This is a genomic window from Nocardia sp. NPDC005978, assembly GCF_040614455.1.
In the GTDB taxonomy this organism is placed as follows: Bacteria; Actinomycetota; Actinomycetes; order Mycobacteriales; family Mycobacteriaceae; genus Nocardia.
The window spans coordinates 1-14,103 of record NZ_JBEXUS010000157.1; the positions used below are offsets into that span (position 1 = coordinate 1).

A 14,103-nucleotide genomic window follows, 5' to 3' on the forward strand; every position below is an offset into this window, starting at 1 on the left:
GGAGCGGGCGGCCGCCAGCACGGCGCGCGCGGCGTCGAGCGCGTCGTGGTCCGGGGCCGGGAAGACCGTGGTGACGGACCAGGGTTCGGTGGTCTCGACCTCCGCGCCCATGACGTCGGTGGGTATCTCGATCGCGACCGGCCGGGGCCGCCCGTGACCGAGCCGGTGGAACGCCTCCTCAACCACGGCCGTGACCCGCTCGGGCCGGTCGATGCGCGCGGCCCAGCCGGTTATCGAGGCCAGCGTGCCCAGTTGATCCGGAATCTCGTGCGGCACACCGAGACCCCGGTCCAGGAACGGCATCGGGACCTGCGCGGCCAGGCACAGCACCCGAATGTTCCCCGCGTACGCGGTGGCGAGCCCGGACATCGAGTTCAAAACGCCCGGACCCGAGATCACCAGGTAGACACCGATTTTGGCGCTCGACCTGGCGTACCCGTAGGCCATGAACGCCGCCGCCTGCTCGTGCCTGCACTGCACGATCCGGATATCGGTGGCGGCCAGCGCCCGGAAGATGGGGTCGTGCTGTTCGCCCGGCACGGTGAAAACGACTTCGACGCCCGCTGTCACGAGTCCGGCGACGAGATGATCTGCGACGTTCACGACTACCTCACGTTCCGACGAAATGGATTACCGGCCACGCGTTCTCAGAGCCGGTTCTCCGCGTCGATGTATTTCGTGATCTCGTGAATGTGCACCGCGCGATCGGGCGCGGCGGTGCGGACGAACCGCTTTTCCCGGCGCATGTAGTCGGCGAAGAATTCGATGCGTTTGGCGAAGAATTTCTCCAGCATGGTCGGGTCCGGGATCTCCTCGCTCGTGATGCAGAGCCGGTCCTGGAGCGCGAGCAGCTTGAGCAGATAATCCGTCATGTCACCGACGGCCGATTCCGACCGGCCGGTGAGGTGGTAGATATCCCGGCTCGGTTGCGCCAGTTCGGCATTCACGACCGCGCGGGCGTCGGCGACGACGTGGTCCACCGGAATGAACGAGATGCGGGCGGCGCGATCGGCGGTGTAGCGCACCGATTCCTCGGAGTCGCCGAGCATTTCCTTGAATTTGCGCAATTCACTGAGATAGCCGTACAGGCCCGAATAGCTGCCGCTGGGCCGGAAGTCGACCGAGGAGCCCACGATGACCGACGGCCGCAGGATCAGCGTGCGCGGGCCGCCCTCGGCGCCGGCGACCACGTGTTCGGCCGCGCACTTGCTCTCCTCGTACACGTTGCTGAAGGCCGGGGGCCGGTGCAGCTCCTCGGCGATGTCGCCGTGCAGCGCGCCGCAGGTGTACGCGGTGGAGACGTAGACGAACAGGTCCGCGCCCAGGCTCGCCGCCAGCTCCAGTGCCTGCTTCGTGCCCTCGACATTGGTCCGGAATATCTGCTCGCGCTGGCCTTTTCGCCACTGCAGTGACGCGGCCAGGTGCCAGAACACGAGCGGTCCGTCGCCGCGCGCGACGGTGGCCGGATCGACTCCGCACAGCGGGGCGGTCAGCTCGGATTCCACCACGGTGAGGCGGGGATCGGAAGCGGCGGGGCTCGCGCCTGCCGCCGCAAGCGCGGCGTCGATCCGTTCGGCCGCCGAGCCCTCGGCATTGCCGCGCGCCAGCGCGCGCACGGTGTCCGCCGGGTCGCCGGCCAGCAGGTCGGCGAGCAGGTGGCTGCCGACGAATCCGGTGCCTCCGGTCAGGATGTGCTGGGTCATCTCAGATCGCCCTCTCGACGGCGCGGGCCAGGTTGTCGGCGGATCGCGACTCGATGTCCGCGGCCGACGGATCGCGAAGATCCTTGATACGGGCGGTTTTCCAGCTCACCCAGCCCCCGGTGGTGCTCTTGAGATCCAGCAGCGGATGGATCCCGACCTCCACGCCGATCCCGAAGGCGACGGTCAGGCGCTCGGCCACCAGCGCCTTGAGCCGCTCGTGGTCCGCGCCCTCTTTGGCCTTGAGCCGCACGCGCAGCCGGTCCTGCCCGTCCTGGGCGAACACGTCCAGGTCGTAGCCGTAGATGAGCTCGGGATCGGCCAGGATCGCGGTGTCGATCTCGGCGGCGCTGCGTTTGACGCCCCCGAGTTCGGTCATGTCCTTGACCCGCCCGAGCACCTGCAGGGTGCGGTGCCCGGCGCCGTCCGGGGTGATGCGGACCAGATCGCCCGTCCGGTAGCGGATGAGCGGTTTGAGACCGGGCACCAGCGAGGTCAGGCAGAGTTCGCCGTATCCCTCGAAGCCCAGGGTGAGCTCGGTGTCCAGGTCGAGGACCTCGAGCAGGTAGGTCGGTTCGATGATCACCACCGAGCCGTCGGGCCGGGTGGCGGCCGGCGCACCGGCCTCCTGCGACCCGTAGTTGAAGTTGTAGGCCGCGGCCTGCCAGGTCTGCGCCAGCAGTTCGCGCATGTTATCCGTGCACATCTCACCGGTGGTGAGCAGCACCTTGACGGCCAGATCCTCCGGCACCTCCACCCCGTAGGCCGAACTCATCTCCGCCAGCGCCATGAGCAGTCCGGGCGAGCAGTAGAGCATGTTCACGCCGAGTTCGACCAGCACCTCGAAGAAGCGGGCGAAGCCGAGGGTGGGTGAGACCGGGAACAGATCCAGCTTGGTGATGCCCACGTGCCTGGCGGCGTAGGACAGGCTCAGGCAGGCCGAATGCACGTCGTTGGGCGCGATCACGGCCAGCACCGGACGCTCGCCGCCCTCGGGAAAGTGCTGGTGCACAACCTTTTCCAAGGCGTGGGCCAGGGGCAGCCAGTTGAGGTGGAAGTCGATCTCGGCGCGCGGGCAGGGGGTGGGCCTGCCGGTGGTGCCGGTGGTCTCGAAGTAGAACGCGGCATCGGCGATGGACCCGCACAGCATGTCCTGCAGGGCCTCCCGCAGATCATCCTTGGTCGTGTAGGGGATGCGCGCCAGGTCGCCCAGCTCCCCGATGTCGAGGTCCGCGCCGGCCAGGCGGCGGCGGTAGAAGGGCGACTTGTCCGCGACGTGGCCCAGCACGTTCCGCAGCGCGTCGGTCTGCCAGTCGGTGAGCTCGCCGGGAGTCACCGCGCCGTCGTTCCAGCGCGTCAAGAAGTCAACCCATGGGGCGATAACCACTGATCAGGACTCTCTCTGTTACATGGTGTCAGGTGGGAGAGCGGGTCCCGGCACCTGGCGGACAGCATTCATCGAGCGGCCGGCCCGGGCTCGACGCGGTGCTGCGGTTACCGCGGTCGAAACGGGGACGAGCGCTGAGAGGGTTCAGGTGGGTACATCGATGGACACCACCGTGGCGGTCGGATCAGTGAATGCGGCGCACGAGATCGTCGTGGCCGCACGCGCCGAGCGCGCCAGCGGGCTGGATCGGGGTCACCATCGTGTGATCGGCGCCGAGGGCTGTTCGGCTCGATGGTGGTCCGCGATCATGGCTGGAATCTTGCCCCGGCCCGGCGATTTCGGTCCAGCAATGCTTTCTTACTGGAATCCCGTAGTCTGCCTTCATGATTGACGTCGGAGCATTGCGAGCGCTGCGATCGGTGGCTGACCTGGGGACATTGGCGCAGGCCGCCGAGGAACTCGGATTCACCGCCTCGGCGGTTTCCCAGCAGATCAAGCGGCTCGAGCGTCAACTCGGGGTCGCGGTGCTCGCGCCCGCGGGGCGCAAGGTCGTGCTGACACCGGCCGGTCAGGTCATCGTCGATTCCGCGCCGGAGGTCTTCCAGGCGCTGGAGCGCTGCGTGGCCGCGGCCCAGCTGGTTTCCCAGGGCGAGCCCACCGGGACCCTGCGCGTGGTGGCGTTCTCCACCGCCATTCGCGGGCTGCTCGCGCCGACCATCGCGCGGCTGTCCGCGCGCTATCCGGATGTCCAGGTGCGGATCACCGAGCAGGATCCCGACCGCGCGCTGCACAGCGTGGACGCGGGCACCGCGGATCTGGCGCTCGTGCACGACGCGGACGGACTGTCCGCGGCGCTGCCGTCCTCACTCACCCAGCGGCTGGTGTACACCGACCTCGGCGACGTCGTCATGGCGCGCACGCATCCGCTCGCCCGGCTCGATCGACCGCTCACCTGCGCCGACCTCGCCGGGCACGCCTGGGTCACCAGCCCGCCGGGATCGGTGTGCCACCAGTGGTTCCGGCGGCTGTTCGCCGAGGCCCGCGAGGATCCCGACGTCCGGCACCTCATCGACGATTTCGCCACGCAGCTGTCGCTGGTCGCCTCCGGGCAGGTCATCGCGCTGATTCCGCGGCTGGCCCGGCCACCGATGGGCGAGGAACTGGTGCCGCGGCTGCTGCGGCGCCCGCCCAAGCGCGAGGTGTACGCGGCATGGCGATGTAGCGCGGACTCGAGTCCCGCGATTCAGGCGCTCCTGGCGGAATTGAGTTCGGAGACCGCGGGCAAGGCCTGCTGATCCGCGCTCAGCTCCGGCACATGACCGATTCGACGAGCCTGCGCACCGGCCCGGAGAAGTCACCGGCGGCATCGGTGATCGACAGCGAGATGCTGTAGCGACCGTCCGGACTGCGCAGGGCGCGCGAGCCGAACCCGTTCACATAGCCGGTGTGACCCTGCCCCACGCAGCCGTCGCCGAGCCGGAACTCGTACAGCCCGAGCCCGTAGTCATAGGTGTCGTTCACGTGCCGGAACGCGCGCATCTCGGCCAGCAGATGCGGCGCCAGCAGCCTTCCGCCCAGCAGGCCGGCGAAGAAGGTGCTGAGATCCCTGGTGGAGGAGACGATTCCGCCCGCCGCCCACACGTACGAGGGGTTCTGGTCGGTGACGTCGAGCAGGCCGCCGCCGTAGTCGTAGTAGCCGTGCGCGTGCGGGCCGAGCACCCGGTCGAAGGTCTGCGGCACCCCGGTGCTCAACATGAGCAGCGGCAGCGTGATCCGGGTGTAGATGTTGACGTGATAGGGCAGCCACGACGCCTTCTCGATCAGCATGCCCGCGACGATGTAATTGGTGTTCGAGTACGCCCAGGCGCTGCCGGGCGCGAACTCCAGCGGCTTGTCGGTGGCCCAGTGCACGAACTCCGACGGCTGCCAGGTGCGGCGAATATCGCCGAGCGAATCACCCACCAGCGGGGCGTAACCCGACCCGCCGTTGAGGTAGTCGGGCAGCCCGCTGGTCTGGGCCAGGACCGTCCGCACCGTGATCCGGGGGTCGAAGCCGTACTCGGGCAGCCACCCGGCAACCCCGTCGTCGAGACCGATGCGGCCCTCGCCGACGAGTTGCAGCAGCGCGGTGGCGGTGAAGGTCTTGGTAATGCTCCCGATCCGGAACCGGGCACCCGCCGGAATCGGCTCGCCGCCGCCGAGGCGCACCACCCCGGCCGTGCCGTCCCACGGGCCGGCCGGCGTCTCGACGTGCGCCTGCACCCCGGCCGCGCCGCCGGCGACGATGTCGTCGAGCGCCCGCTGCCAGCCACCCGGATCGGCGGCCGCGGGGGTGTGCACGACGCCCGCGAACATCATCGCGGCGGACAGGACGAGCAGGACTCGACGCATTGGGAGGACGGTAATCGGGGTTGCGCGGCAAAGCGGGGAGACACGCTTCGCTAACCGCGGGCGATCGAGGGTGGGCCGGTCGGCGGGATGTGCGGACGGCGAGCGGACGGCGACTACGGTGCCCCGGCCGCGTATTCGGGAACGGCGGTCGGTCGACGGGTGCGGGTAGCGCACCTGCCTCGGTGCCCGGTCTCGAGGGCGAACCCGCGATCGACACCGCCCGCACGTCCGGTGCCGGAGCAGGCGGCAGCCGCGGGCGGAGTACGCGGCCGCCGATCGTGGGGCGGGCGGCTGGACCGCGAGGGGCGGGCGGCTTCGCGGCCGGTCTCTCCGGGGCACGGGCGCGGCGCGACAGCCCCTGATATCGGCGGGTGGTAGCGCGCGCGGGATCTCATTAGCATCGCATACGAATGACGAGGGGGATCTCATGAGCTGCCGCTTCCGGCTGCCCGGCGCCATCCGGTCCGCGGGTGTGGCGCACCATCGGGGGAACTTGCCCCCGGTCGGCGAGGCAGGGCTCGTCCGGTGACGCTGACCCTCGAACGTGCGCCGGCATCGAATTCCGCGCCCGAGCGGGACCGGTCGCGCGCCCGGCTGTCACATCTCGTCCTCCTCGGTGGAACATGCCTCACCGCAGCGCTTTTCGTGCTGGGCGGGTGGGAGCGGCGCTGGATCGCCGACGACGGGCTGACCGTCCTGCGGACCGTGCGAAATCTACTGGCGGGCAACGGGCCGGTCTTCAACGCGGGTGAGCGGGTCGAGGTGAACACCAGCACCGCGTGGACGTATCTGCTCGCGTTCTGCACCGAATTAACCGGTGCGCGAATGGAATACGTGGCAGTGGGCGTGGCGCTGACGCTGTCGGCGGCGGCGGTCGTGTTCGCCATGCTGGGCACCGCACGCCTGTGGGGTCGATCCCGATTGCTCTTCCCCGCGGGGATTCTCGTCTACATCGCGGTGCCGCCTGCCCGCGATTACGCCACCTCCGGGCTGGAATCGAGCTTGGTCATCTGCTGGCTGGCGGTGCTGTGGTGGGGGCTGACGCGCTGGTGCCGGGCGGCGCGGCCAGGCGCCGCCGGGGTGCTCGCCCTCGCGTTCGTCGCGGGCCTCGCACCGTTGATCCGGCCGGAACTCACCGTGATCGGCGCGGCGAGCCTGCTCGTGATCTGCGGCGCAGCAACACCGGGAACAGCGTTGCGGCCGTGGGCTTTCCGGTCACTGATCGTCGCGGCGGCCGGGCTGGCGCCGGTGGCGCACCAGGTGTGGCGGATGGGCTATTACGCGCTGCCGTACCCGAATACGGCGGTCGCCAAGGATGCGAGCGGGGCGAAGTGGCGGCAGGGGCTGCTGTATCTGTGGGACTTCACGGGACCGTACCGGCTCTGGGTTCCGCTGCTGCTCTTGGGCGCGGCGGGGTTGATCCTGGTGTACTCGGCCCGGACCGGTGACGGAAAAGCCCGGGTGGAATCCGCTCCGGCCGGTGTGCGGCCGGCCGAGCTCCTGCGCGGCGTAAGGCGGCGGCTGCGCGGTCCCGGGGCCGTGGTGAGCGTCATGGTGGCCGGCTCGATCCTGCTGACCGGCTACGAGATTCGCGTCGGCGGCGACTTCATGCACGGTCGCATGCTGCTGCCCGCGCTGTTCTGCGCGCTGCTACCGGTCGCGGCGCTGCCCGGCACAATCCTTGTCGCCCAAGCTGATTCAATCGGCGACGGAGATCGACGAACACGGCTCGGAAGAACACGATTCGCGACAATCGCCCTCCGGGCCACACTGATCGGGACGATCGGCTGGGCTTCGCTCGCCGCCGGAGTCACCGCGATCGACACTCCCAACCGGATCACCGCCGCCGGCATCGCGGACGAACGCGGCTACTACATCCGGACCACCGGCCGCGCGCACCCGATCCGAGCCGAGGACTACCTGGGCTACCCACGGATCCGCGCCATGCTCCGCGACATCGCGAACACCCCCGGCGGCGGCCTGCTCGTCAACACCCCCGTCTGGACCTGGCAGGTCATCCCGCCCGCGGCCGATCCGCCCGCGCCCCACACGGTCTACTTCATCAACCTCGGCATGATCAGCATGAACACCCCGCTGCACGTCCGCGTCCTGGATCCCATGGGCCTGGCCTATCCCCTGGCCGCACACAGCTTCCGGTTCCCCGACGCCCGCATCGGCCACGACAAGAACCTCGACACCGACTGGGTCATAGCCGATTCCGGCGCGGCCGACCGCTATCCCGCCCTGCCTGACTACATCGGCGAGGACTGGGTGACCCGCATCCACACGGCCCTGACCTGCCCCGAGACCAGGGACCTCCTGGCTTCCACCCGGGCCCCACTGACCCGGGACCGCTTCCTGCGCAACCTCACCCACGCCTTCGACTACGCCGCCTACCGCATAGACCGCGTCCCCGAACACGAACTGGCCCGCTGCGCGCTGCCGGACCCGATCCCGCCCGCGTATCAGCGTTGAACCCGCGCTTCACCTTTCGCAGGTGGCGTACTTTCTCGCGCAGACAGGCTTGCGCTCGGCGACCGGCACGGTGGGGGGCCACCCGGTCAGTAATCCAGCGCGTGTTCGGGTTGGCACACGTCCAGCGGGGAAGGCAGGTACCGGACCATCGCGTCCAGGAGCGGGGCGGTGTCGTTGCTCTTGGGGGCGGCGCTGCACAGGATCGGCACGAGATCGCCGATCCGGGTGCGGCGGCGGACCCGGTGGTGGAACTGGTTCAGCGGGAGTTCACCGGGATGCGGGCCGGGGACGGGGTGGTCCAGGACCGTGTCCACCAGTGCCCGGTAGCGGTTCTCGGCCAGGTGCCAGTGCGGGCCGTAGAGCTCGGCGGCCAGGGGTTGCAGGGCCAGGATCTGCACGAGATCGATGACGCCCCCGAACGCCGCGCCCGAGCCGATCGGAATCTGCAACGGGAGCGGGGTCGCGCCCCGGGTCTCGGCGATCGTGCGCACGCAGCGGTCGAAGTCGGCGCCGGGATCGTCCAGGCCGGTGATCAGGCAGAGCCGGGCCACCTGATGATCGTCGGCGACGCGCAGCAGGGTCTCCAGACGAGGTCCGCCACGGCGACCGGCGTGTACGACGAAGACCAGCCCGTCGGCCACCCGGATCTCGCGTTCCAGTTCCGCGAGCGGCGCGCGGCTCGAGAGCTCAGCTACCCGGATGGTGTGCTCGGCCCGCCCCGGCGCCCAGTGAATAACAGGTTCCGTGCTGGTCCGGGGTTTGCCGGAGCGGCGCAGCAGGTGGTGAACCACCCGGCCTGTCTCGTCCGGGTCACCGACGACGGTGACGTTGCGGATCGATTGCGGATCAATAGCTTTGGTGCCCATCACGTTGTGGTACTCCAGGTCCGGGCGAGGACGCGTCGTATCCTCTGGCCGCTTTCACCGTACCCGCGCGTACGCGGGCGCGGAACAGATTCCCCCTCCCAAAATAGAACGTGTTCCTATACCGTCGGCTTGTGCAGAAAGAACAACGCCCCGCCGTGGCCGACTGGTTCACTGCGGATGACGGTCAGGTGCGTCTGCAGGGAACCCGGTGCAACGAGTGCGGCACACCGTACTTCCCGAAGAACACCCTGGCCTGCCGTAACCCGCAGTGCTCCGGTCCGCACGACGGCACCGAGCTCGCCGAGTACCTGTTTTCCACGCGCGGCCGCATCTGGTCGTACGCCGACGCCCGGTACAAGCCGCCCGCGCCCTACGTCTCACCCGACCCGTTCGTGCCCTACGTCGTCGCGGCGGTGGAGCTCGAGGTCGAGAAGATGGTGATCCTCGGCCAGGTCGACCGCAGTTTCACGGTCGACGACCTGGCCGTCGGCATGCCGGTGGAACTCACCATCGGCACGCTGTACGAGGACGAGGAAGCGGAGCGCACGGTGTGGATGTGGAGGCCGGTCAATGACTGACACGAATCGCGACATCGCGGTCCTCGGCGCGGGTATGCATCCGTGGGGCAAATGGGGCCGCAACTTCGTCGAATACGGCCTGGTCGCCGCGCGCGCGGCGCTCGCCGACGCCGGGGTGAGCCATCAGGACGTGGGCTACATCGCGGGCGCGGACACCATCCGCAACGGCTACCCCGGATTCGTTTCGGGCGCGACCTTCGCCCAGGCGCTGGGCTGGTCGGGTGCGCAGATCTCGAGCAGCTACGCCGCGTGCGCCTCCGGCGCGCAGGCCATCGCCAACGCCCGCGCCCAGATCCTGGCCGGACTGACCGAGGTCGCACTCGTCATCGGCGCGGACACCACCCCCAAGGGCTTCTTCCAGCCGGTCGGCGGCGAACGCCGCGACGACCCGGACTGGCTGCGCTTCCACCTGCTCGGCGCGACCAACCCCATCTACTTCGCGCTCTACGCCCGCCGCCGCATGGCGCTGCACGGCGCGACCCTGGACGACTTCGCCGCGGTGAAGGTGAAGAACGCCAAGCACGGGTTGAACAACCCCAACGCGCGCTACCGCAAAGAGGTGTCGACGGAGGAGATCGCGGCCTCGGCCATCGTCTCGGATCCGCTGCGCCTGCTCGACATCTGCGCCACCAGCGACGGCGGCGCGGCCCTGGTCCTGACCTCCATGGACTACGCCCGCCGGCACGGCATCGCGGATCCGGTGCGGATCAAGGCGCTGTCCACGGTCACCCCGACCTTCCCCAAGACGGTGCTGGATCTGCCCGACTTCGCGACCGATTCGGCCGTGGCGGTCGAGCCGCCGTCCCGCACCTTCCGGTCCTCCCTCGCGCACGCCGCGTACGAGGAAGCCGGGCTCGGACCCGAAGATCTCTCGCTCGCAGAGGTTTACGACCTGTCCACCGCGCTCGAGCTGGACTGGTACGAGGACATCGCGCTCTGCGAAGAGGGCGGTGCGGAGCAGCTGCTGCGCAGTGGGGCAACCACTTTGGGCGGTCGCATCCCGGTGAACCCCAGCGGCGGCCTGGCCTGCTTCGGTGAGGCCATCCCGGCCCAGGCCATCGCCCAGATCTGCGAGCTCACCTGGCAGCTGCGCGGTCAGGCGGACGGGCGGCAGGTCGAGAACGCCAAGGCGGGCATCGCGGTCAACCAGGGCCTGTTCGGCCACGGTTCGGCCACCATCGTCACCCGCTGACGTCATCCTCGAAAACCCGGGCGCGGCCCGGGTTTTCGAGTCTCGCGTGCCTCAGTGCAGGGTCTTGGCGGTGGCGACCAGCAGGGCGATGACCTCCGACATGGGCGCTGCGCATCTGCTGGCGGCGCCGATATCGGTCCTGCCCTCGACCGTCCAGAGCGGCGGGTAGACCGAAATCCCCTGTCCCAGGGTGAGTGTGCGGATTTCGTAGTGCCAGTCCGGCCAGCGCAGATCCTCGTAGAACTCCGCCGTTCCGCCGCCGAGTGCCCAGTGCACGAACGCCGAATGGCCGAATCCGATGGGATTCCACGCCAGGGTGTCGGGACCGAAATAGCAGACTTCCCCTGGCTCGCCGGGCAATTCGCCGCCGTTGACCGCGAAGCGGCCGCCGAGCACGTCCACGGCGACGATCAGCGCGTCGGTCGGCAGCTCACCGGGCCGGCGCACGCCGTTGGAGGTGGCCAGGTCGGGCAGTTCCGCGCTGCCGCCGCCGAGTATGCGCAACCAGCCGTAGTCGACCAGGATGCCTCCGGTGTTGAGCGCGAGCGCGCCGAGGGTCGAACGTGCGGTGACCTGCAAGCGAATCAAGGTGTCGCGAGCCCGTTCCGGGTCCGGCGGCAGCACGGTCACGGGGACGGTAGCCCACCTCACCAGTTCCCGAAGCTCGGGCCACGCGGGGTCTTTCACGTCCGCCAGTTCTTGAATAGCTCGAATCGACGACACCCCTCGATTGTTCCACCGAACAACCGAACTCCGCTGCCCCCGCGTAACACTCACAGTCGCGCGGAGATCTTCCAAGGGGCCTGATCGTGTTCACGAGCACATCGGGCAGACTCGATCCCGCAAACCGAACACAACCGCTTGGAGTGAACGAATGCGCAAGATTTTCTCCGCCACCCTCCTGACCGTAGGCGCCGCGTCCGCGATCCTGGTGGCCCCCACCGGCACCGCCTCCGCGATGGACCCCGCCTGCCTGGCCGCGGCCGACGTCATCAACAGCTACAGCTCCCTCGGCCCCCGCCCCTACGAGCTCGACGACGCCGCGACCCGCCTCCGCGCGATCGAGGCGACCGGCGACGTGGACGCCGCGATCGACGCCTACGCCGACGCCCTCCAGAGCCGCGACAACTCGATGGTCGGCCAGGCGGTGGTGGTTTTGAACGGGATGTGCGCTCGGACGGCGTAGTCCCCCGCTTTCCGCAGCCATGTCGGGCCGGGGCACACCTGTGCCCCGGCCCGACGTGTCAGGTCAGGTCTCCACGATCCTGCCCGCTCGACGGACGGGGTTCCGGTTCAGAGCGCACCCCCGCCCGCGGATCCGAATACTGCAGCGCTACCCGACCCTCGCCCACGCTTCTCGGACAACGGCGAGGGCGGTTTCCGCAGTGATCTCCAGACGGGTCTGGCCTGCCAGTTGAGTGTTCCAGTCGTCACCGTCCGGCGCACGGGCGAACAATTCCGGCGAGGGCAGACGGTTGGTCGGGCCGTAGCGTCTGTACAACTCACCTGCGGCATCGTCGATCGCGTCAATATTGTTCAGCGCCCACAGGTCCCAGAGGTCGCGGGAGGCCCGGCGGTCGTGCCACGTCACGGTCTTTCCCGCTGCGAAAGCGGGCAGGGTCGGGACGTGCAGCGCCGCGGCGGGAGCGTCGCCGTAACGCTGCTCCAGCTCGCGTAACTCGGTCGGCCAGACCGTCCTGCCTTGCGCCGAGAGCAACTGGATCTTGACCGAGATACCCGACGCCGAACGGAGATTCGCGGCTCCGGTGTCCGGAACCGCACTGAGCGACGGCGCCCATTCCAGCCGGCCGAACGTCCGCGCGACCGCCCGGGGCAACGCGGCGTCGAGTTCGGCGGCGAGCACGCTCCGATTAGCCAGTGCGACAAGGTCTATGTCCTCGCTGAGCCTGCCGGCGACCAGATGTGTACGCGCAAGCGCGGTTCCACCGATGAAGTGCACCCGCTCGCGAAACCCTCGACTGATTGCGGCCAGTAGATGGGAGATCAGGTGATCGCGCTCGACCTGTTCGGGAGCGACTCCGAATTGTGCCGCGACCCTGTCGAATTCCTCGATGCTCACGCTTCCACCGCACTTCGCACCCGCCGCAGCGCGGCGCCCAGTCGCTGATCCGCCGCGAGTTCGGCAAGCCGCACCGGATCACTGCGGAGATAGAGTGTCGCGATCGCCGATCGAACCTCCGTCTCCGCATTGCCGAGCCCGGGACGGTGGGCAAGATCAAGCACGGTCTGCTCCGGCGTGGTGACCAGCGTGGCGCCCAGCGGAGTTTCCACCCGCTCGGCGTCGAGCACATCGGTATCGCGCCGAACGAAACGAACCTGCGCGGGACGATCGGCCAAGACGATCGGACGATGCTGGCCAGGCACCGCCAGCACCGCGGTGGCCAGGGCCCGGGGTATTGCTCCGAGCAGCCGCGCCGCACTGATCCCCATCACAACGGCCCGATCCGCCCCGTAGATCGACGAGGCGATGCCGGCTGCGGCCGCCTCGAGCCCCGGCAACCAGTTCCGCCCAACATATTCGGGCGGAACGACAACGTAGTAGCCGTGCGCCACCCGATGCAGCGCACCCTGCTCGACGAGCCGCGCGATCTCCGGCCGCGGTTGCGCATAGACCCCCGCCAGATCCTGTGGCCGTACCGTACGCAGCGGGCGGTGCCAAACCTCGCTGGGCAACTGCGCACCACGACGCTGGTTCACCGACGCAACCTCTCGAAGAGTATGCAAATAGTTGGCTTGTAGCCAACGAAATGCATACTAATCGACCCAAGCCAGAAAGAGGGAGAAGGTTGGCGGAGACCGGCCAATAAAAAGACAGGCACCACTCGGGTGCCTGTCCGACATGTGGGCGCAGAGGGTTTCGAACCCCCGACCGCTGGTGTGTAAAACCAGAGCTCTACCGCTGAGCTATACGCCCCGACGATCCCGGTCGAAACCGGGGCCGGTGTCGCGCCGACGAAAACCGGGCGACGGGTTATGAATCTAGCGCGGCGAGGGCTTTCTCCCAAGCCTGCTGGTCACGGGCCTCGCCGGGGCCGTTCATCTCCGAGAAACGGACCACGCCGTCCTTGTCGATCACGAACGTCCCGCGGTTCGGGTAGCCGGACTTCTCGTTGAAGACGCCGAAGGCGGTCGCCACCGCGCCGTGCGGCCAGAAGTCGGATAGGAGGGGGAACGTGTAGCCCTGTTCCGCGGCCCAGATCTTGTGGGTCGGCGGGGGGCCCACCGAGATCGCCAGGATCTCGGCGTTGTCGTTCTGGAACTTGGGGAGCTCATCGCGGACCTTGCACAGCTCACCCTGGCAGATGCCGGTGAAGGCGAGGGGGTAGAAGACCACCAGGACGTTCTTCTTGCCGCGGTAGTCGGACAGGGAGACTTCCTGGTTGTTCTGGTCCTTCAACGTGAAGTCCGGTGCGAGCGTGCCGACTTCGAGCGGCATGCGGGAACCTCCATCCTGTCAGGGCAGTCGTAGACGGCGCGCCACACGAGGTGGCGC

The 14,103-nt window shown here is 68.8% G+C and carries 15 protein-coding genes and 1 tRNA gene; 6 read left to right on the forward strand and 10 right to left on the reverse strand.

Annotation, left to right across the window (positions count from 1 at the left end; all coding sequences use genetic code 11):
• The 3 genes from ABZ319_RS37410 to ABZ319_RS37420 all read right to left on the reverse strand — a co-directional run.
• Positions 1-603, reverse strand: a 603-nt coding sequence (locus ABZ319_RS37410) for a thiamine pyrophosphate-binding protein (protein ID WP_354991320.1), incomplete at its 3' end; no start/stop codon positions are given.
• 44 nt (positions 604-647) lie between these two features.
• On the reverse strand, positions 648-1,703 hold the full coding sequence (locus tag ABZ319_RS37415; RefSeq protein ID WP_354991321.1) for an SDR family oxidoreductase: 1,056 nt from the start codon (positions 1,701-1,703) through the stop codon (positions 648-650).
• 1 nt (position 1,704) lies between these two features.
• Entirely contained in the window at positions 1,705-3,060 is a 1,356-nt protein-coding gene (locus ABZ319_RS37420; RefSeq protein WP_354991322.1) for a hypothetical protein, read from the reverse strand.
• Positions 3,061-3,247: 187 nt separating this feature from the next.
• Here ABZ319_RS37420 and ABZ319_RS37425 point away from each other — a divergent pair, with 187 nt between their 5' ends.
• Positions 3,248-3,478, forward strand: coding sequence for a hypothetical protein (locus tag ABZ319_RS37425; RefSeq protein WP_354991323.1), 231 nt, complete (start codon positions 3,248-3,250; stop codon positions 3,476-3,478).
• Positions 3,471-4,382, forward strand: a complete 912-nt coding sequence (locus tag ABZ319_RS37430) for a LysR family transcriptional regulator (RefSeq protein ID WP_354991324.1) — start codon at positions 3,471-3,473, stop codon at positions 4,380-4,382. Before ABZ319_RS37425 ends, ABZ319_RS37430 begins: the two co-directional genes overlap by 8 nt.
• A gap of 7 nt (positions 4,383-4,389) precedes the next feature.
• Here the strand turns inward: ABZ319_RS37430 and ABZ319_RS37435 are convergent, their stop codons facing one another.
• Positions 4,390-5,478: a serine hydrolase domain-containing protein gene (locus ABZ319_RS37435; protein ID WP_354991325.1), complete on the reverse strand. Its 1,089-nt coding sequence runs from the start codon at positions 5,476-5,478 to the stop codon at positions 4,390-4,392.
• Between the two features lie 525 nt (positions 5,479-6,003).
• Here ABZ319_RS37435 and zomB point away from each other — a divergent pair.
• A complete protein-coding gene (zomB, locus tag ABZ319_RS37440) occupies positions 6,004-7,953 on the forward strand; it encodes a flagellar motor control protein ZomB (RefSeq protein WP_354991326.1) in 1,950 nt (649 codons plus the stop codon).
• A gap of 86 nt (positions 7,954-8,039) precedes the next feature.
• On the opposite strand, the gene ABZ319_RS37445 is transcribed toward zomB, so the two are convergent.
• Positions 8,040-8,819 (reverse strand): GTP-binding protein, encoded by a 780-nt coding sequence (locus ABZ319_RS37445; RefSeq protein ID WP_354991327.1) that lies wholly within the window; start codon positions 8,817-8,819, stop codon positions 8,040-8,042.
• A 155-nt stretch (positions 8,820-8,974) separates the two neighbouring features.
• Here ABZ319_RS37445 and ABZ319_RS37450 point away from each other — a divergent pair, with 155 nt between their 5' ends.
• Positions 8,975-9,397 carry an OB-fold domain-containing protein gene (locus ABZ319_RS37450; protein WP_354991334.1) on the forward strand — a complete coding sequence of 141 codons (423 nt, stop codon included), beginning with the start codon at positions 8,975-8,977 and terminating at the stop codon, positions 9,395-9,397.
• A complete protein-coding gene (locus tag ABZ319_RS37455) occupies positions 9,390-10,589 on the forward strand; it encodes a lipid-transfer protein (protein ID WP_354991328.1) in 1,200 nt (399 codons plus the stop codon). The genes ABZ319_RS37450 and ABZ319_RS37455 overlap by 8 nt, the downstream gene beginning before the upstream one ends.
• A 51-nt stretch (positions 10,590-10,640) precedes the next feature.
• Here the strand turns inward: ABZ319_RS37455 and ABZ319_RS37460 are convergent, their stop codons facing one another.
• Positions 10,641-11,312, reverse strand: a complete 672-nt coding sequence (locus tag ABZ319_RS37460) for a DUF2625 family protein (RefSeq protein WP_354991329.1) — start codon at positions 11,310-11,312, stop codon at positions 10,641-10,643.
• A 151-nt stretch (positions 11,313-11,463) separates the two neighbouring features.
• On the opposite strand from ABZ319_RS37460, the gene ABZ319_RS37465 reads away from it, so the two are divergent.
• Positions 11,464-11,775: a hypothetical protein gene (locus ABZ319_RS37465; protein ID WP_354991330.1), complete on the forward strand. Its 312-nt coding sequence runs from the start codon at positions 11,464-11,466 to the stop codon at positions 11,773-11,775.
• Between the two features lie 147 nt (positions 11,776-11,922).
• Here ABZ319_RS37465 and ABZ319_RS37470 read toward each other — a convergent pair whose 3' ends face one another.
• The 4 genes from ABZ319_RS37470 to ABZ319_RS37485 form a co-directional block, all read right to left on the reverse strand.
• A complete protein-coding gene (locus ABZ319_RS37470; protein ID WP_354991331.1) occupies positions 11,923-12,669 on the reverse strand; it encodes a nucleotidyl transferase AbiEii/AbiGii toxin family protein in 747 nt (248 codons plus the stop codon).
• A complete protein-coding gene (locus ABZ319_RS37475; RefSeq protein ID WP_354991332.1) occupies positions 12,666-13,307 on the reverse strand; it encodes a type IV toxin-antitoxin system AbiEi family antitoxin in 642 nt (213 codons plus the stop codon). Before ABZ319_RS37475 ends, ABZ319_RS37470 begins: the two co-directional genes overlap by 4 nt.
• A 145-nt stretch (positions 13,308-13,452) precedes the next feature.
• A tRNA-Val gene (locus ABZ319_RS37480) sits at positions 13,453-13,524 on the reverse strand.
• A gap of 57 nt (positions 13,525-13,581) precedes the next feature.
• A complete protein-coding gene (locus ABZ319_RS37485) occupies positions 13,582-14,046 on the reverse strand; it encodes a peroxiredoxin (RefSeq protein ID WP_354991333.1) in 465 nt (154 codons plus the stop codon).
• Positions 14,047-14,103 lie beyond the last annotated feature (57 nt).